Origin of the sequence: Labrys sp. WJW (assembly GCF_001676615.1) — a bacterium.
Lineage (GTDB): Bacteria > Pseudomonadota > Alphaproteobacteria > Rhizobiales > Labraceae > Labrys > Labrys sedimenti.
Genome location: NZ_LYXZ01000020.1, coordinates 25710 through 44087, shown reverse-complemented (window position 1 = coordinate 44087; position 18378 = coordinate 25710). Strand labels below are relative to the sequence as shown.

Below are 18378 nucleotides of genomic sequence, written 5' to 3'. Positions count from 1 at the left end.
ACCTACCCTCCCCTGGAGGGGGAGGGTAAAGATACATGCCGCATCGACCGGCCACCGCTGGCCGTAACGCCCGATCATTCAGCCGCCACCGCCTTCACCTGCCCCCCGATCATCGTCAGCACGTTCTCGATAAGACGATGGCCGATCTCCGGCCGGGTCATCACCGATTCCGGGTGGAACTGCACGGCGGCCAGAGGCAGGCTGGCATGCTCCACCGCCATGATGACGCCGTTGCCGTCTCGCGCGGTGACCCGCAGCTCCGCCGGCAGGACCTGCGCATCGGCATGGATGGAGTGGTAGCGCCCCACCGGGAAGCTGCCGGGCAGGCCGGCGAAGAGCCTGCCGTCCTCGACCTCCACCCGCGAGGCCTTGCCATGCATGGGCCTTGCGAGCAGGTCGAGCCGACCACCGAAATACTCGACCATGCCCTGCAAGCCGAGGCAGACGCCGAAGACCGGCAGCCCGCGCTGCAAGGCAAGCGCCAGGGTCCGGTGCATGGCGAAATCCTCGGGCCGTCCGGGACCGGGCGAAAGCACCAGGAGGTCCACCGGCTCCCCATCCGCGAGCTTCTGCCGCGCCAAGGCCGGGCGCAGGGTGACGACCTCGGCGCCGGCAGCGCGGAAATAGCCGGCCAGCGTGTGCACGAAACTGTCCTCGTGATCGACGAGCAGCAGGCGTGGCCCGGGACTGGCCTGACGGACCGGAGCCATCAGCCGATCGGCCGTGGTGGTTCCCTCCTCCAGCACGGCCAGCATGGCCGAGGCTTTCAGCCGGGTTTCCGCTTCTTCTTCCTGCGGGTCGCTGTCATACAGCAAGGTGGCGCCGACGCGGACTTCCGCCACCCCGTCCTGCAAGCGAATGGTGCGCAGCGTCAGGCCGGTATTCATGGCCCCGTCGAAGCCGATCGAACCGAAGGCGCCGCCATACCAGCGCCTGGCGCTCTTCTCTTCGGCTTCGATATGGCGGATCGCACCGCGTTTGGGCGCGCCCGTCACCGTCACCGCCCAGGCATGGCTGAGAAAGGCATCGAGCGCGTCATAGCCGGGCCGCAACAGCCCCTCGACATGGTCGACGGTGTGGATCAGGCGCGAATAGAGTTCGATCTGGCGCCGACCGATCACCTTGACGCTGCCGGGCTCGCAGATGCGCGACTTGTCGTTGCGGTCGACATCGGTGCACATGGTCAGTTCCGCCTCGTCCTTGGCGGAGTTCAGGAGCTCGCGGATGCGCTCGGCATCCTCCAGGGCGTCGGCGCCGCGGCGGATGGTACCCGAGATCGGGCAGGTCTCGACGCGCTGGCCCTCGACCCGCACGAACATTTCCGGCGAGGCCGCCACCAGGAATTCCCCCTCGCCGAGATTGATCAAGGCGCCGAAGGGCGAGGGATTGGCGATGGTAAGCCGGCGAAAGACCGCACTCGGACTGTCCGCGCAGGGTTTGGAGAGCAATTGCCCCAGCACCGCCTCGAACAGGTCGCCGCGTGCGAAGGCGGCCCTGGCCCGTTCGACCATGGCGGCATATTCGCCGGGCGCGTGGTCGCTCTCGGGCGGCAGGTCCGGGCCGGCCAGCCGGCGATAGGGCTGGGGCTCGGTGGCACGGGGCAGGTTGCGGGTCGAACGACCGTCGACGCTGAAATCATAGCTCAGGCGTTGCGCCCGCTGGCGGGCGTGATCGACCACCACCAGTTCGTCGGGCAGATAGAGCACGAGATCGCGCTGGTCCTCGGTCCGCGGCAGGGTCAGGCTCATCGGCTCGAACTGGAAGACGAGGTCGTAGCCGAAGGCGCCATAGAGACCAAGATGGGGCTCGTCGGGCGCGGCGAAGAGCTCGATCACCGCGCGGAGCAGCGAGAACAGGCTGGGCTGGCGGCTGCGCTCCTCCTCGGCAAACCCGCCTTCGGTTTCGCGCACCGCGCCCGTGAGATATCGTTCGCCGCTGGTGAAGGTCTCGAAGAGATCGAGCGGGCGCAGACGGCCCTCGATCGCCGGGAGGAGGCAGGCACCGCGCTGGTTGAGGGCCTCGATCCGAAAGCGCCGGCCCTTGCCGGTGATGGCGAGCGGCGGATCGACAAAGCCGATTTCCCCGCGCCGGTAGCGACCCGGCACCTCATAGCCCGAGGAGAACAGCGCGCCCCGCTGCCGGTCCAGGCTTTCTGCGAGGGGCGACATGTCATGGGGATAGTCGAGGTCGTGGCAGATGCGATGGACGCGAACGCCGCCGGCCGTGTGGTAGATATGGTCCGTCATGGAGCCAACTCCGAGTTACGGCCGTCTCGGGTTGGGTGCTCCTGCGCTGATCTTCAAAAAATCAAAAGCCGCCCCTCCCGGGACGGCCAGATGAGCAATGATCATGCGTGGCCGTCCGTGCTTAGACGGGCCACCACCAGCTTGCTGAGAAAGACGAAATGCGCATGGCGGGATGCTAGCAGCCATGCCTGGGGAGAACAATCCCCTTCCGGGAGGCCAAGCAAGGCATTTTTGTATATTTTATCTATCATCTTTATGTATTAATAGGGCAAGGATCTGTTTTCGGAGATATGCCGTGTCCCGCCCCGCTCTGCCGACCCGCCGCCGTTTCATTGCCGGTCTTGCCTCTCTCGTCGCGGGCGGCCTTGCGGCACCTCGGATCGCCAGAGCCGCCGGCAATCCATCCGAACTGCGGATCGACTACGCGACCTACAATCCCGTCGGCCTGCTGATCCGCGACAAGGGCTGGCTGGAGGAGGAACTCAAGGCAGATGGCATCGCGGTGCGCTGGGTCCAGTCCCTCGGCTCCAATAAGGCCCTCGAATTCCTCAATGCCGGCAGCATCGATTTCGGATCGACGGCAGGTGCGGCCGCCCTGATCGGCCGCATCAACGGCAACCCGATCAAATCCGTCTATGTCTATTCGCGCCCCGAATGGACGGCGCTGGTGACACGCTCCGACACCGGCATTGCCGCCGTCGCCGATCTCAAGGGCCGGCGCGTGGCGGCCACGCGCGGCACCGATCCTCACATCTTCCTCATCCGCGCGCTGGCCTCCGCCGGGCTGAAGGAAAAGGACATCACGCTCGTGCCGCTCCAGCATGGCGACGGCAAGGCTGCCCTGATCCGCGGCGATGTCGACGCCTGGGCGGGGCTCGACCCGATCATGGCCGGTGCCGAGGTCGAAAACGGCGCGAAACTCTTCTTCCGCGACCCCGCGCTCAACAGCTGGGGCGTCTTGAATGTACGCGAGGCCTTCGCTGCGGCCCATCCCGAACTCGTGCGCCGCGTGCTGGCCGTCTATGAAAAGGGTCGCCAGCACGCCCTCGCCAACCCCGCCGATCTCAAGCAGAGCCTGATCGCCACTGCCAAGCTGCCGGATGCGGTGATCGAACGCCAGCTCACCCGCACGGACCTGTCGACCGGCGCCATCGGGGACGCACAGCGACAGACGCTGGTGGCGGCCGGACAAGCGTTGCAGGGTGCCGGCGTGATCAAGGCCGAGATCGACGTGCCCGCGGCGGTGAACACACTGATCGACCCCCGTTTCGGCGCCCAGACGCAGTAAAGGCGGTTTCATGACGGCCTTCGAAAGCCCCGCTGCGTCCGAGGGATTGGTGGAACGGCGCCCGGCGAACAGACCTCGCCTGAGCCAGGCCCGGCACTATGCCGGGCTACTTCTGCCCCTCGTCCTCGCCCTGGCATGGGAAGGGGCCATCCATGCCGGCTGGAGCGACGGACGGCTGCTGCCGCCGCCGAGCCGCATCGCCGCGACGCTGCTGGAGTTGGCCCGCGGTGGCGACCTGGCGAGCCACATCCTCGCAACCCTGGCCCGCGTCGGAGCCGGCTTCTTCTTCGGCGCTCTCGCTGGCATCGCGCTCGGAGCGGCCTCCGGCTACTCGTCCCTGTTCCGGACCCTGGTCGACCCCACGCTGCAGGGTCTGCGCGCCATTCCTTCGCTTGCCTGGGTGCCGCTCTTCATCCTGTGGTTCGGTATTTTCGAGGAATCCAAGGTCATCCTCATCGCCGTCGGTGTGTTCTTTCCGGTCTATCTCGGCGTCTCCAGCGCGATCCGCTCGGTCGATCGCAAGATCGTCGAGGTCGGCCAGGTCTTCCGGCTGAAGGGCCTGCAGCTGGTACGGCGCATCCTGTTGCCGGCGATCCTGCCGCAGGTCGTCACGGCCCTCAGGGTCGGCCTTGGTCTCGGCTGGATGTTCGTGGTGGCTGCCGAGATCATGGGAGCCTCCGAAGGGCTCGGCTATCTGCTCGTCGATGGCCAGCAGCTGGGCAAACCCGACGAGATCGTCGCCACCATCATCTTGTTCGCACTGATCGGCAAGGCGAGCGACATGATCCTCATCGCGCTCAGCCACCCCTTCCTGCGCCACGAAGACAGTTTCACCGGTGGGGACCGCTGATGTTGTCCCTGCGCAAACTCGACAAGACCTATGCCAACGGCACGCAGGCGCTGAGCGGCATCGAGCTTTCCATCGCGCCCGGTGAGGCTGTCGCCATCATCGGCGGTTCGGGGAGCGGCAAGAGCACGCTTCTGCGCCTGATCGGTGGCCTGGAAGCCGCGACCCGCGGGCGGGTGGAGATCGATGGCATGCCCGTCGGCGGCCCGGCGGAGACCGTAGGCTTCGTCTTTCAGGAGCCGCGCTTGCTGCCCTGGCTGACCGTCGCCGGGAACGTCGCTTTCGGCCTCGCCGGCCTGCCTCGGCAGGAGCGCGACAGACGGGTGGACGAAGTTCTCGTGCGCGTCGGCCTGGCGGGACAGGGAGGAAGATGGCCCAAGGAATTGTCCGGCGGCATGGCCCAGCGCGTCGCCATCGCGCGGACCCTGGCGGCGCGGCCGGGCATCCTTCTTCTCGACGAGCCCTTTTCCGCCCTCGACGCGCTGACCCGCGCGAGCCTGCAGGATCATGTCGCCCGGCTTTGGCTGGAGGACCGGCAGACTCTCCTCCTCGTCACGCATGACATCGAGGAAGCGTTGCTGCTCGCTGATCGCGTCGTCATCCTCAAGCCGAAGCCGGGGCGTATCGAAGATACGGTCAGCGTCGACCTACCCCGCCCGCGCGATCGCGACAGTGCAGTCTTCGAACAGGCCAGACGCGAGTTGCGCAAGGCTCTCGATCGCTCACTGCACGGCCAGATACTTGCTACGACCTAAGGTCGACGGGAAGCAACCCGGCTCCCCAAAGCAGAACGCGCCACCTTCAGGGAAGAAGGCGGCGCGTTCGAAATTCGTCAGATGACGGCTGGCGGGGTTCAGGCAGCCACACCGTAGACCTGCTGGCGAGCGTGACGGATCATTTCCATGCGGTCGGCGCGCAGATCACGAAGATCGCGGTCGGACAGGCTGTTGATCTCATCGAGCAGGCGCAGAAACTCGGCCTGCTTGGCCATGCGGTCCTTAAAATAAGCAATGATGCTTGCGAAGATCATGATGACTACTCCTTTGTTGCCAGGGAGTATCCACCTTCTCATGTTGCGGTGCAACATACATCGTCGCAATGCCGAATTGCATAGCTCGCATGGCTAGTGGGCCAATTATGGCGAGTTCTTAACCAATTCGCTTAACACGTATGCAATATTGCATTCCTGACACAAATCGGCAATCCAATTGACATCTTCGCAGGCAGGTCGTGCCGCGCTTTGCGGCAGGCTGCCACGACAATGGCATTGGCCTCACTGCTTGGCGGCGGCGAGCTCCGCCTCGATGGCCGCGATCGATTCCCGCAGCTTGGCGACGCGCTCTTCCGCCTCGCGGGCCAGGCGCTCGTAATGGGCGCCGCGGTTCTTCTGCACCGCCAGGACCTTGGCCTGCTTCTGGATGCTGGCGATCTCGGCGAGCATACGGGCCTTCTTCATGGGCCGATCATCCATCGCGCCACTCCTTGTTTCGTTAGATCAGGCTTTTCCTTAGAGCAAAGCGCCTTTAGACGGAAACGCTGCTTTGCTCTAGCTCTATAATTCGACGCGTCTTTGCGATTCTTGGTGATTCCACCAAATCGCAAAACGCTCTGGACGTCCTTGCGGCGAAAGGCACGCCCGATGGCATAAAATTCACATCAGGCGTTGGCATTCCGGCCCTGGGGCGCTAATCCGGCGTCTGACATCTTCATGAGAGAGACGTGATGACCGATAGCCCGCCCGACCGCCTCGCCGCCAATCCCGACAGCCCCTTTTTCGACCAGGCGCTGATGGAGCGCGGCGTCGGCATCCGCTTCAACGGAGCCGAGAAGACCAATGTCGAGGAATATTGCGTCAGCGAGGGCTGGATCCGGGTCGCCGCCGGCAATGCCAAGGATCGGCGCGGCAATCCCCTGACCATCAAGCTCAAGGGCACGGTCGAGCCCTATTTCCGCGACGAGGCGTGAGCCCGACACCCCACCTCGTTCCCCGCCCGCACCAGATCGAGGCGAGCGAGGCCATCCTCGCCGCCCGCCGCGCCGGGCGGCCGGGCTTCCTGCTGGGTGACCTGACCGGCCTCGGCAAGACGCTGTCGGCCTGGCTGGCGCTGAGCGCCATGCCCGAGGAGGAGATCCTGGTGATCTGCCCGAAGGGCGCCATCCCGCAATGGCGCCTGACCATGGCGCAGGCAGGCCTGCCTGCCAAGGCGGTCACCGTGATGAATTTCGAGCGCACGAAGACGCTGATGGCGCCGCCCGCTACCAGCACCAAGCGCTCGACCCGGGCCAAGAACAACGAGCTCGCCAAGCTCGGCACGCCGAAACGCACCTGGCCGCTGGTGGTGATCGACGAAGCGCATCGCATCCGCAATCCCAATTCGCAGCAGGGGCTGGTTTGCCGCCAGATGGCGGCGGCGGCCGATTTCACCCTCTATATGAGCGCCACCGCCGGGCAGGCGCCGCATGAACTTTCCTATCTCGCCCGCCTGCTCGTGCAAGAGGGCGACAGGCGGAAGGGCGAGGGCCTCGGCGCCGACCTCGACGGCTTCCGGGCCCTGATGAAGCGGCTCGGGATCGGGCGCGCCAAGGGGCGCTGGAAGAACTGGTCCTGGGAGCCGAACGAGGACGACCGCCGCACCATGTCCTCCCTGCTCTACAAGGGAGAGGATGCCATCGGCCTGCGTCGCCGACCCGAGGAGATCGCGGGTTGGCCCGAAGTGCAGCGTGAGGTAACCCCGACTGCGCTCGATGCCGAGAACCGGCGCCTCTATGAGGCGACCTGGCGTGAATTCCGCCGGGAACTCGGCTTGGCAGGCGGCTCGACCCGGCGGGCGGCGGGCTGGGCCGCCGATCTGCGCTTTCGCCAGAAAGGCAGCCTCCTGCGCATCGCCGGCACCGCGGATTTCGCCGACGACCTGATGGACAATGGCCAGCAGGTGGCCATATCCGTGGCCTTCCTGGAGACCAGCGCCCTCCTGGTCGAGAAACTGCAGGGCCATGGCTGGCGCGTCGATGCCATCAACGGCACCCAGAGCGGCGAGCGAAACGAGGCTGTCAGGCTCGCCTTCCAGCGCGGCGAACTCGATGCCGTGGTGTTCACCGTCACCGAGGCGATCTCCCTCCATCGCGGCGAAATGCCGGGCGGAGAACGCGAGCGCTCGCTGGTGGTGCACGACATGCGCCACAGCGCCATCCAGCTCCAGCAGATCGAGGGGCGCTGCCATCGCGACGGCCAGCGCGCCGTGATCTACTACGCCTATGCCGAGGACACGGTGGAGGAAAACATCGCTGCCACGGTGATCGGCCGCATGGCCGACATGGACGGCATGGCCGGCGACGACACCGCCATGCTCGACGCCATCGCCGGGGTGATCGAAGAAGCCGCCGAAGCGCGTTGAGCGCCGATATGTCCGCCGTCAGGCGAACGGGTCGTAGCCGGGCTTCTTGTAGACCAGATCCGGCTTGTCCTGGATGTCGGGGATGTAGACCTTCTGCGTCCACTCACTCTCCGCAATGTCTTCGATCGACACCGAGATCGACTTGTCCTGGCTGTTCAAGGTCTCGATCACCGCCTGGGTCAGGGCATCGGCGAGCTTGCGCTTCTGCTCCTCGGTCCTGCCGGGCAGCATCTTCACGATGAGGTGGGGCATGTCTGTCTCCGCTTTCCGGTGCCCGGCGAATACAGGCACACTTCCGGCAGCGCTCATAGACCGGTTGGGCCAGCTAGGCCAGAGCCGCTTATGATGCATCCTCCCGAGGTTGCGGAGAATAGCTGCGTCGCACCACCTCAATTGATCGCCGTAAAGGCCGCGACCAGCAGCATGCAGGTGCCGAACGTCCAGCCCTGGGCCCGCTGGGCGCGTTCGGAGCGGAAACGTCCGAGCAGACTGGCTCCGGCATAGATCCAGAGAAAGTGACAAAGCACGGAGATCACCACGAAGCCGGCCGTGAGCTGGACGACGATGCCGGTGACACCGGCGGCGGGATCCAGGAACTGTGTGAACATCGCCAGCACCATCGAATGGATCTTGGGATTGACGGCGACGGAGAGGATGCCGTCGACCAGGCCGAGATGCGGCTGGCGCTTTTGCTCCGGACGGGCGGCATGGCTCGCCGACCGGAAGAAGCTCCAGGCCAGATAGAGCAGATAGACTATTCCCACCAATTTCAGCCCGAATGCGAAACTGGGATGGGCACGAACGACCTCGCCGAGACCGAAGCCATAGATCAGGCAGAGCGCCAGATTGCCGATCTCGAACCCCACCCAGAAGCGCACGGAACCGCGCACGCCATATTGGGCCCCCATAGCGGTCAGCACGGTGTTGCCCGGGCCTGGGCTGACGACCAGCGGCACGGCATAGCCAACGAAGAGAATCCAGACATTCCAGACAAGCATGACGATCTCATTTCAACACGCCGCGCCGGGCAACAGCCGAAGCGGCGGAGCGATGGAAACACCACTTTCCGGGCTGGACAAAACGATCTATTTTCAGCCCCTTCATGAATTGGATTCATCGAGCATGCGTCGCCTTCCACCGCTGGTGGCCGTCCGCGCCTTCGAGGCGGGTGCCCGGCACCTCAGCTTCACCCGGGCCGCCGACGAATTATGCGTGACCCAGACGGCGATCAGCCATCAGGTGCGGCAGCTCGAGACCTGGCTGGGTGTCCGGCTGTTCGAACGCGCGGGCCATGCCTTGCGGCTGACCGGGGCCGGACGTACCTATCTTGCCGAAGTTGGCGAGGTGCTCGATCGCCTGGCGACGGTAACCGAGGCGGTGCGCGGCCGCCGCGACGGTCCCCTGCGCATCACGGTGCTGCCCTCCTTCGCTGCCTGCTGGCTGGTGCCCCGTCTCGGGCGTTTTCGCGCCCTGCATCCCGATATCGAGCTGAAGCTGACGAGTTCACCCGAAACCTCCGCCTTCACAGAGGACCGCTTCGATCTCGGCATTCGCTCGGGCCTCGGCCGCTGGCCTGGGCTCAAGGCCGACCTGATCGCCCAGGAGATGCTCAGCCCTGTCTGCAGTCCGGCGATCGCAGCAGGGCTGCCTTCTCCCTGCTCGCCGTCGGACCTGCTTGCCAGCCATCTGCTGCACGACACGCCCAAGGATGCCTGGTCGCGCTGGTTCCGTCATGCCGGCCAGCCCGAAGCCGCCCTTGCGGCGGGCCATGCCTTCGACGACCACGGCCATCTGCTGCAGGCGGCCGCCGAGGGACAGGGCATGGCGCTCGGCAAGCTGTTCCTGGCCGAACACGCCTTGCGGGAAGGCCGCCTGGTGCGCCCGGTCGATCTTATCCTGCCGAACGACTACAGCTACTGGCTGGTCTATCCCCGCACCGTCGCCGGACGGCCGGACGTGGGCCGCTTCCGCACCTGGCTGCTCGCGGAGGCCAAGGCGACCGCAGCCGCTCTCATGGCTCAGGGCGCAGTGCCATAGATCGCGTCGCGGACATCCAGCGAGAACGCGCCGGACATGCCTTCAAAGGCCGTATTGGTCAGGACGACGACGCTGAGCCCACTCTCCTTGTCGATGAACCAGTTGTGGCCATAGGCGCCACCCCAGCGGATCGTGCCCTTGGTCTGGGGCGACAAGGCCAGGCCGGGATCGTCGAGCACCGCCCAACCGAGCCCGAAGCGCCAGCCCGGCCCCTGCGCTTCGCTGCCGATCTGGTCCGTCATCATCATGCGCACCGTCTCGGCCTGAAGCAGCGGAGCGCCGTCCCGCCGGATCGCCTCCAGGAGGGCGAGAACCTCGCCGGCCGTCCCCGCCATGCCGGCTCCCCCCGACGGATAGGCCTCAGGATCGAAGATCCGGCTCGGCGCGAAGCGCACCGCCTGATCCCAGAGCGGCACGTCCATGCCGTCCTCGATCAATCGCGGCTCGGGGTCGCCGTCGGCATAGGCTATCGCCAGGCGGGACCTGTCCGTCACCGCGAAGCCGGTATCGGCAAGGCCGAGTGGCTGCGTGACCAGGCGGCGCACCAGGGACGGCAGGCTCTCCCCGCTCGCCTGCTCCAGCACGGCACCGATCACGTCCATGCCCAGCGAATAGCGCCAGGCGGCACCGGGCTCGAAGGCGAGCGGCGCCAAAGCCAGACGCCGTAAATTCTCCGACAGCGTCAGGCCGGGATGATGGTCGAGCCCGTCGGAGACGCCGAGCTGGTGATAGGGCGTGCCCTGCGGCTCGAGGAAGCCATAGCTTAGGCCGGCACTGTGGCTCATGAGATGCCGCAGGCGAATCACCGGCTCGATCCCGTCGGCCATGCGGGGGCGGAAACCAGGCAGCCAGCGCGACACGGGATCGTCGAGGCCGATCACGCCCTGCTCGACCAGGCGCAGGGCCGCCACCGTGACGAAGGGCTTGGTGATCGAGGCGAGCAGGAAAATGGTATCTGCCGCCATCCCCCGCCTGGCCTCGCGATCCGCCAGGCCGGCTGCGCGCTCATAGACACGATCGCCGTCTCTGGCGACGAGCACGACCGTACCGACGATGCGCTTTTCGGCCAGTGCGCGGTCGATCACGCCATCCAGGCGGTCGAGGAACGGATCGACGGAAAGGGCTGCGACATTTGGCCGAAGACTCATGAGCGGACATCCACTATTATCACAGTGATCATTCCTGAATACAGCAAGCCTTCGGATATTTCTAGAGTGAGCATTGTGAAAAATAACGAAGCTGAAAAACGCCCCCGCGGGCGTCCCCGCAGCTTTGATCGCGAAGAAGCGCTTGCCGCCGCCGCTCATACCTTCTGGGCCCTCGGCTATGAGGGGGCGTCGATCACCGATCTCACCGAGGCGATGGGCATCACGCCGCAGAGCCTTTATGCCGCCTTCGGCTCCAAGGCCGAACTGCATGGGGAGGCCCTGATCTGGTATCGCGGCCATGTCGGTGCTTTCGGACCGCAGATATTGGCACAGGAGGTGGATGTAGTCCGGGCCTTCGAGCGCGTATTGCTCACCTGGGCCGACCAATATGCCCGCAAGGAACACCCTCGAGGCTGCATGATCTCCACCGCCGTGCTGCGCTGCGCCAGCGAAAACAGGCCGGTGGCCGAGCATGTCTCTTCGCTACGTCTGGGCGCTCTTGCCCTGTTTCGCGAACGCCTGGAGCGCGCCGTCAAGGAGGGCAACCTCAAGCCGGACACCGATACGGCCGCTCTCGCCCGCTTCCTCGGCGCCCTGGTGCAGGGCATGTCGGTGCAGGCGCAGGACGGCGCCAGCGGCGAAGAACTCGCAGGCATCGCGCGGCTCGGCATCGCGCAGCTCGAACGCTATCGAGCCTGATCGGCTCAAACAAAACGGGGCGCCGAAGCGCCCCGTTCGTCGTCAAGGCCGTATGGCCTTGTCAGAGGACGAAGTACCAGTTCGCCAGCAGCACCACGGCCAAGCCGGCCACGAGGGTAAGGTAGGGCAGGATGCCCGCCTTCTTCTGCTGGAGGTCGACGGATCTGAGGCCGAGATCGTCGAGCATGTGCTCGGGGAACTTGCCGCCATCCTGAATGTAATGCCGATAGCAGAACACCGGGATGATGAGGGCGGCCGTGCACAGGCCCGCCCACAATGCCAATGGGTTCCAGACCTTCGCACCTGCGCCCATGAACATGGCGTTCACATAGGCGAAGATGGCACCGATCGCGATGACGAAGGTCGGCGCCTTCCAGGGCCTGTTGATGTGGCCGTTGTCCATCCGGTGGATCCAGCCGGCATTGAGGTTGAGGAAGTTGAAGATGATGTAGCCGCAATTCGACACGGCCAGGATGAAGAAGAAGCTGGTGGCATCGGCCGCAGCGATGGCGAGCAGCATGAGGTTGAAGATGAGGTCGGTCCACATCGCCCGCGTCGGGGCGCCGTGCGAGTTCACATGGCTCAGATATTTGGGCAGCCAGCCATCCACCGAGCCCTGGTAGAGCGTACGGGAGGAACCGGCCATCGCGGTCATGATGGCCAGGATCAGCGCCAGGATCATCAGCATGACCAGCAATTGGCTGATGATGGCGCCGCCATGCACCATATCGGCCATCGCCGCCGCCACGCCCGAACCGTCCACGATGGGAGTCGCCAGCATGCCGTTCAATCCGAGCACGCCCTGGAAGGTGAAGGGCACCAGGATGAAGAGCAGCATGCACAAAAGGCCGGAATAGAAGATGGCCTTGAAGGTATCCCGGCCTGGATCCTTGAATTCGCTGGTGTAGCAGACCGCGGTCTCGAAGCCATAGGTCGACCAGGCCGCGATGAACATGCCGCCGAGCACCAGGGTCCAGCCCGCGACGTTCCAGCTTCCCGGCGCCGGCGCGTAGGCGGTGGCGAGCGGTACCAGCGGGGAATAGTTCGCCCAGTTGATCTGGCCGGTGATGATCGGCACGATGCCGACGATCAGCATCGGGATGATGACGATCAGGCCGATGATCTTCTGGGTGTTGGCCGTGCCAAGGATGCCGCGATGCTGGATCGCGAAGGTCAGGAGCATCAGCGCGGCGCCGATGAAGAAGACCGAATTGAGCGAGAAGCCGAAGAGCGGGAAGGTGTGGCTGAACAGCGTCCAGGTCCGGATCGCCGGTGTCGCCGCCGCTGTCACCGCCGTGATGGCGTCAGCCGGGGCCGTGCCAGCATGGGCGGCGATATAGGCCAGGACTTCGGGTGAACTGTCCGTGAAGACGGGAATCGGAAAGAGGGCATTGAGAATGTAGCCGGCGGCAATGGAGCAGCCGAGCGACAGCACGGGTGACCAGGCGAACCAGTTGCACCATACCGACAGGGGCGCGATGAATTTGGAGTAACGCAGCCAGGCCGTGGCGCCATAGACGGAGGAGCCGCCCGACTTGTTGGGAAACAGGCCGGCGATCTCGGCATAGGTGAAGGACTGGATGAAGCCCATGATCATGGAGGCCGTCCAGATCAGGAAGGCCGGCGTGCCGGTGGTGCCGGCAATGCCGCCGATCGAGAACAGCACGAGCGGCGGCACGCCGCTTGCCACCCAGAAGGCTCCTCGCCAATCGATATGGCGCAGCAGTTGGCTCTCGCCCCCTGCGCTCGTATTTGCGTCAGTTGTCGCCGTCATTGTGTTCCCCGGTCTGATCGACTGCACTGGATGCTGGGGCGGTGCTGGCTGCGAGAGTTCCACGACGGCTCTCGTCTTCACCCACCGTCTCTCTTTTTTACTGCGAGTGAAGATTGACACACTCTGAGGAAGCGTCAACCCTTAGTTTTCTGCGATTCCCCGGGAAATAACGGAATTTCTGCCTATTTTTTGAGCACGACAGCAATCTGATTGGAGGCCTCCAACCGCCACCGAGCAAAAAGAATTCGGGCTGATAAAATTTCCTGCTGGACAAACTTGTTTCTTCTCTGGAAACTTCAGACGTCACCGCGCAAGCAAAATGCGCGGGACGAACCATTCGAAGGATGCCCGTATGTCGTCACGCAAGATGTGGGGGAATGAGCCGTTCTGGGGCCTCGGTTTCGAGTGGGATCCGCAATGGATGCTGACCGACCGCCAGAAGGCGTTGCAAGCCAAGCTCATCGAGCTGTGCCAGACGGAGATGCGTGCCAACGCCGTCGAGAGCGACAGGAACCGCGCCTATCCGCGCAAGAATTTCCAGATCCTGGCCGATCACGGCTTTCTCGGCCTGATCGTGCCCAAGGAGCTCGGCGGCCAGGGCGAGAATCACATCTGCGTCGCCATGGTGGTAGAGACGATCGCCCGCTATGGCTGTGCCTCCACGGCCATGTGCTACACCATGCATACCGGGGCCGTTGCAGCGGCCCTGCTGCGCCATCACGACAATGCAGCCCTGAAGGACATCCTGCGCCGTCTCGACAAGGACTGCCTGATCGGCACCCTGTCCTATTCCGATCCGGAGACCGGATCGCATTTCTGGTATCCGATCTCCTCGGGCGTCGAGGAAACCAAGGAAGGCTGGCACGTCCGCAAGAAGGCGTCCTGGACCACCTCGGGCGGCTTTGCCGACTGGTATATCGTGCAGACGACCTCTCCCAACTTCAACGGCAACTACGCCGACCTCTCCTGTTTCCTCATCCTCGGCGACGAGATCACCAGCGATCCCGGCAGCTGGAACGGCCTTGGCCTGCGCGGCAACCAGTCCGGCCCTCTGGAAGTCAACAAGGTGGTACCGCGCAACCGCCTGGTCGGCCCGGTCGGAGACGGCGCCCGCTCCAATGACGAGATCGTCGACCCCTTCTTCCTGCTGTGCTCCTCGGCCTGCTGGAGCGGCATCGCCATGGGCATGATCGACATCGCCAAGGCGCACACCACCAAGAAGACCCACAAGGATGTCGGCATGCGGGTGGCCGACTACGCCACCATCCAGGATTACGTCGGCGAAGCGATCATCGACACCAATGTGGTGCGCTCGATGGATTTCCTCATCGCCAAGGCGCTCGACGACGCCACCGGCAACAATGACTGGTCGATCCACAAGAACGATGTTTCCTTCCTGCCACGCGCAGGCCTGCTGCACTGGCTCTGGCAGCTGAAATTCGCTGCCGCCAAGAACGTCGCCGCCGTCTCGGACAAGATGCTGCATGCCTGCGGCGGCACCGGCTACAAGCCCGAGCTGCAGATCGAGCGCTATCTGCGCGACGCCAAGGCTGGCTGGGTGATGGGTCCCACCAACGAGGTGCTGCGCCAGTTCGTGGGCAAGACCTCGCTGCTGGGCTTCGAGGCAGTCGACTATTGGAACACCTCGATCAACGAGCGCGTTCTCAACAACGAGATCAAGAAGATGGATGTGGACGCCAAGCGCGCTCTGGCCGAGCGGCTTCTGGCGGAAATCAATCCCCCTGCCATTCGGAAGACGGCGTAAGATGCGGCTGGAAACGCAATCCCCGGCAGGAAATGCGGTCCATTTCGGTTTCCGCCCCGACGAGGCGGCAATGGTTTCCGGCCGCCTCCCGGATTCGAACGAATCCGGGGTATACCGGTGTCGGAGCGCAAGCACCGACGTCGGTAAGGGTATGAGGCAAGATGGTCCAGGGTTCTGCAACAAAGCCGGCGAAAGCGGATATCGTCCCGGAATCCATCGATCCCCTGCGCTTTCGCGGGGCGCTCGGACTGTTTGCCACCGGCGTCACCGTGGTGACCGCCGCCCATCCGACCGCCGGGCTGATCGGCATCACCGCCAATTCCTTTTCCTCGGTCTCGCTCGATCCGCCGCTGGTATTGTTCTCCATCGCCAACAAGGCACGCAGCCTGTCGGCCTTCCTGGAAGCCCCAGGGTTCTGCGTGAACGTCTTGCGCAAGGAACAACGCGCCCTTTCGGCCCGCTTTGCGCGGCAGAGCCAGGACAAATGGGCGGATGTGGCCTATACGGCCGGGCGCTTCGGAGCGCCGATCCTGCCGGACACCATGGCGGCCTTCGACTGCCTGCACCATGCCCAGTACGAGGGCGGCGACCATCGCATCATCGTCGGCCGGGTGGTCGACATGGAGCACAATGTCGAGGGCGAGCCGCTGCTCTTCTTCGGCGGCCGCTACCGGGTGCTGGGAGAGGAAGCCGAGTAGCACTGCATATCACCAATCATCCGGGCTCGTCCTGCCCGTTCGCTTGCCTGTAGGAGTGGTTTGCCATGCCTGAAGCCGAAATGCTTCGCGTCGCCGGCGGATCGAGCCAGGTCTTCGCCCTCGGCAAGGGCGATCGTCTGCGCCTGACCGATCTGGAGGGCGGCCAGAACGCCCTGCTCTATGCCTTCGCGGCGCAGGAGAGCCTGCCATCGGGCCATCCTGCCGCCCCGCGCGATGCGCTGGCGGGCCTGATCGCCGCCAATGAGAATGCCGCCGCCACCCATCACCAGCTCGCGGGCCATGATCTTGCCAGCGCCAGCGGCATCCTGATTTCGGGACCCGATGGCCCGGCAGGCGAGGCCCTTTCGCTGTCGGCCGATCGCGACATGACCTTCGTGTTGATCGTGCCGGCTGGCGATTCGACTGCCGATGCAGTGGTGCCCGCCACCGACTTCCACCTGGAGATCGCCCGCAGCGATGAAAGCGTGAACCGCGCTCCGCAGAGCCAGCCGGCGCCCCCGCTCGCGGCGCCCGTCCAGGATTTCCGCGTCAAGGCCGCCACCGCCGAGCGTTTCGAGGTCAAGGCCGGCCAATATATCCAGATCATGGACATTGACGGGCGCCAGTGCTCGGATTTCCTGGCTTTCGACTCAGAACTGCTCAAGCAGGGCATCGAATGCGGCCTCGACGCCACCGCCACCCGCACCCTGATGGGCCGCGCCTATCCGGGTCCCGGCCTGTTCTCGAAATTCTTCGACCAGCGCATGCGCGCCACGGTGGAGGTGGTGCAGGATACCTGCGGGCGGCACGACACCTTCGGCCTCGCCTGCACCATGAAATATTACGACGACATGGGCTATCCGGGCCATGATTCCTGCTCGGAGAACTTCAACAGGGTGCTGGCGCAGGACGGCATCGCCCCCCGCCCCGGCTGGCCGGCGATCAACTTCTTCTTCAACACGCAGGTCAACCATGACGGCACCATCAGCGCCGACGAGCCCTGGTCGCGCCCCGGCGACTATGTGCTCATGCGCGCCCTGATCGACCTCACCTGCGCCGCCTCCTCCTGCGCCGACGACATCGACCCGGCCAATGGCTGGAACCCCACAGACATCCAGGTCCGCGTCTATGACGCACATCACGAATTCCCCAAGGCGATCGCTACGCGCATGACACCCGATTCCCCTCCGGTCTTCACCAAGGAGACGGCGTTCCATTCGAAGGTCGCTCCCCTTTCGCGCCGCATGGTCGAATATCGCGGCTATTGGCTCGCCAACTCCTTCCTTGCCGACGGCGCAGTGGCCGAATATTGGGCCTGCCGCGAAAAGGTGGCGGTGATCGACCTCTCCGCCCTGCGCAAATTCGAGGTGCTCGGCCCCGATGCCGAGGCACTGCTCGACTACGCCGTGACGCGCGACATCACCAAGCTTTCGGTCGGCCAGGTCGTCTACACCGCCATCTGCTACCCGCATGGCGGCATGCTGGACGACGGCACCGTCTTCCGCTTGGGACCACAGCAGTTCCGCCTCGTCTGCGGCGATCCCTATGTCGGCGTGCACCTGCGCCAGCTCGCCGAGGAGAAGGGCTTCAAGGTCTGGATCCGCTCGTCGACCGACCAGTTGCACAATCTCGCCGTGCAGGGCCCCAAAAGCCGCGACCTCATCGCCAAGATCATCTGGACGCCGCCGGCCCAGCCGGCTGCCAACGAGATCGGCGTGTTCCGCTCCACCGTCGGCCGCCTCGGCCATGCCCAGGGCCCGGCCGTCGTGGTCTCGCGCACCGGTTATACCGGCGAGCTCGGCTACGAGATCTTCTGCCATCCCCGCGATGGCGAGGCGGTGTGGGACGCCGTCTTCAAGGCCGGCAAGCCGCTCGGCGTCGTGCCCATGGGGCTCGAAGCGCTCGACATGCTGCGGATCGAGGCCGGGCTGATCTTCGCCCATTACGAGTTCTCCGACGAGACCGATCCGTTCGAGGCCGGCATCGCCTTCACCGTGCCGCTGGTCTCCAAGAAGGGTGACTTCGTCGGCAAGGAGGCCCTGGTCAAGCGCAAGGCCGAGCCGCAGCGTAGGCTCGTCGGCCTGGAGATCGAGGGACGCGAGACCGCCCATCACGGCGACCATGTCTATGCCGGGCGCGCCCGCATCGGCGTGGTCACTTCAGGCATGCGCTCGCCGATCCTCGACAAGAACATCGCCCTCGCCCGCGTCGACATCGGCTCGGCCGAGATCGGCACCGAACTCGAAATCGGCAAGCTCGACGGCCACCAGAAGCGCCTCAAGGCCAAGGTCGTGCGCTTTGCCCATTACGACCCCGACAAGACGAGGGTGAGGATGTAACGGTCATCCCGGACGAGGAGCGGCACAACGTGACGCGACGAAGATCCGGGACCGCGAAGACAAGAAGGCACCACAAAATCAGACGGTCCCGTGTCTGCATCGCATCATTTCATGCTGCGACGCGCACGGGATGACAAACCAA

Annotated in this window: 17 protein-coding genes; 10 read left to right on the top strand and 7 right to left on the bottom strand. The window is 64.9% G+C overall.

Features of this window, described 5'->3' with window-relative positions:
- Nucleotides 1-74: 74 nt before the first annotated feature.
- Nucleotides 75-2246 (bottom strand): anthranilate synthase component I, encoded by a 2172-nt coding sequence (locus BA190_RS13815; RefSeq protein WP_068287923.1) that lies wholly within the window; start codon nt 2244-2246, stop codon nt 75-77.
- Nucleotides 2247-2556: 310 nt separating this feature from the next.
- On the opposite strand from BA190_RS13815, the gene BA190_RS13810 reads away from it, so the two are divergent.
- From BA190_RS13810 to BA190_RS13800, 3 genes are read left to right on the top strand one after another with little or no spacing between them, the layout of a single operon-like run.
- Nucleotides 2557-3534, top strand: coding sequence for an aliphatic sulfonate ABC transporter substrate-binding protein (locus BA190_RS13810; RefSeq protein ID WP_371260322.1), 978 nt, complete (start codon nt 2557-2559; stop codon nt 3532-3534).
- A gap of 10 nt (nt 3535-3544) precedes the next feature.
- Nucleotides 3545-4384 (top strand): ABC transporter permease, encoded by an 840-nt coding sequence (locus tag BA190_RS13805; RefSeq protein WP_068287922.1) that lies wholly within the window; start codon nt 3545-3547, stop codon nt 4382-4384.
- The gene (locus tag BA190_RS13800; protein ID WP_068287921.1) at nt 4384-5136 is read left to right on the top strand and encodes an ABC transporter ATP-binding protein; all 753 of its coding nucleotides are present in this window, start codon (nt 4384-4386) and stop codon (nt 5134-5136) included. The genes BA190_RS13805 and BA190_RS13800 overlap by 1 nt, the downstream gene beginning before the upstream one ends.
- A 98-nt stretch (nt 5137-5234) precedes the next feature.
- On the opposite strand, the gene BA190_RS36580 is transcribed toward BA190_RS13800, so the two are convergent.
- Together BA190_RS36580 and BA190_RS13795 are read right to left on the bottom strand one after the other, a co-directional pair.
- Nucleotides 5235-5411, bottom strand: coding sequence for a hypothetical protein (locus BA190_RS36580; protein WP_202908468.1), 177 nt, complete (start codon nt 5409-5411; stop codon nt 5235-5237).
- Nucleotides 5412-5654: 243 nt separating this feature from the next.
- Nucleotides 5655-5852 carry a hypothetical protein gene (locus tag BA190_RS13795; RefSeq protein ID WP_068287917.1) on the bottom strand — a complete coding sequence of 66 codons (198 nt, stop codon included), beginning with the start codon at nt 5850-5852 and terminating at the stop codon, nt 5655-5657.
- A 251-nt stretch (nt 5853-6103) separates the two neighbouring features.
- Here BA190_RS13795 and BA190_RS13790 point away from each other — a divergent pair, with 251 nt between their 5' ends.
- A complete protein-coding gene (locus BA190_RS13790; protein ID WP_068287914.1) occupies nt 6104-6346 on the top strand; it encodes a DUF3297 family protein in 243 nt (80 codons plus the stop codon).
- On the top strand, nt 6343-7776 hold the full coding sequence (locus BA190_RS13785) for a DEAD/DEAH box helicase family protein (protein ID WP_068287910.1): 1434 nt from the start codon (nt 6343-6345) through the stop codon (nt 7774-7776). The genes BA190_RS13790 and BA190_RS13785 overlap by 4 nt, the downstream gene beginning before the upstream one ends.
- Nucleotides 7777-7794: 18 nt before the next feature.
- Here BA190_RS13785 and BA190_RS13780 read toward each other — a convergent pair whose 3' ends face one another.
- Nucleotides 7795-8028, bottom strand: coding sequence for a tautomerase family protein (locus tag BA190_RS13780; protein ID WP_068287905.1), 234 nt, complete (start codon nt 8026-8028; stop codon nt 7795-7797).
- Between the two features lie 137 nt (nt 8029-8165).
- Nucleotides 8166-8774 (bottom strand): LysE family translocator, encoded by a 609-nt coding sequence (locus tag BA190_RS13775; RefSeq protein WP_068287903.1) that lies wholly within the window; start codon nt 8772-8774, stop codon nt 8166-8168.
- 124 nt (nt 8775-8898) lie between these two features.
- Between BA190_RS13775 and gcvA the strand changes: the two genes are divergently transcribed.
- A complete protein-coding gene (gcvA, locus tag BA190_RS13770) occupies nt 8899-9813 on the top strand; it encodes a transcriptional regulator GcvA (RefSeq protein ID WP_068288300.1) in 915 nt (304 codons plus the stop codon).
- On the opposite strand, the gene BA190_RS13765 is transcribed toward gcvA, so the two are convergent.
- Nucleotides 9795-10961 (bottom strand): serine hydrolase, encoded by a 1167-nt coding sequence (locus BA190_RS13765; RefSeq protein ID WP_068287901.1) that lies wholly within the window; start codon nt 10959-10961, stop codon nt 9795-9797. The genes gcvA and BA190_RS13765 overlap by 19 nt on opposite strands.
- 66 nt (nt 10962-11027) lie before the next feature.
- Between BA190_RS13765 and BA190_RS13760 the strand changes: the two genes are divergently transcribed.
- A complete protein-coding gene (locus BA190_RS13760) occupies nt 11028-11660 on the top strand; it encodes a TetR/AcrR family transcriptional regulator (RefSeq protein ID WP_371260320.1) in 633 nt (210 codons plus the stop codon).
- Between the two features lie 61 nt (nt 11661-11721).
- Here the strand turns inward: BA190_RS13760 and BA190_RS13755 are convergent, their stop codons facing one another.
- The gene (locus tag BA190_RS13755; protein ID WP_068287898.1) at nt 11722-13434 is read right to left on the bottom strand and encodes an APC family permease; all 1713 of its coding nucleotides are present in this window, start codon (nt 13432-13434) and stop codon (nt 11722-11724) included.
- A gap of 352 nt (nt 13435-13786) precedes the next feature.
- On the opposite strand from BA190_RS13755, the gene BA190_RS13750 reads away from it, so the two are divergent.
- The 3 genes from BA190_RS13750 (at nt 13787) to BA190_RS13740 (ending at nt 18236) form a co-directional block, all read left to right on the top strand.
- A complete protein-coding gene (locus tag BA190_RS13750) occupies nt 13787-15199 on the top strand; it encodes an acyl-CoA dehydrogenase family protein (protein WP_068288294.1) in 1413 nt (470 codons plus the stop codon).
- A gap of 161 nt (nt 15200-15360) precedes the next feature.
- On the top strand, nt 15361-15897 hold the full coding sequence (locus tag BA190_RS13745; protein ID WP_082979720.1) for a flavin reductase family protein: 537 nt from the start codon (nt 15361-15363) through the stop codon (nt 15895-15897).
- Between the two features lie 65 nt (nt 15898-15962).
- Nucleotides 15963-18236 (top strand): DUF1989 domain-containing protein, encoded by a 2274-nt coding sequence (locus tag BA190_RS13740; protein ID WP_068287895.1) that lies wholly within the window; start codon nt 15963-15965, stop codon nt 18234-18236.
- Nucleotides 18237-18378: the final 142 nt, after the last annotated feature.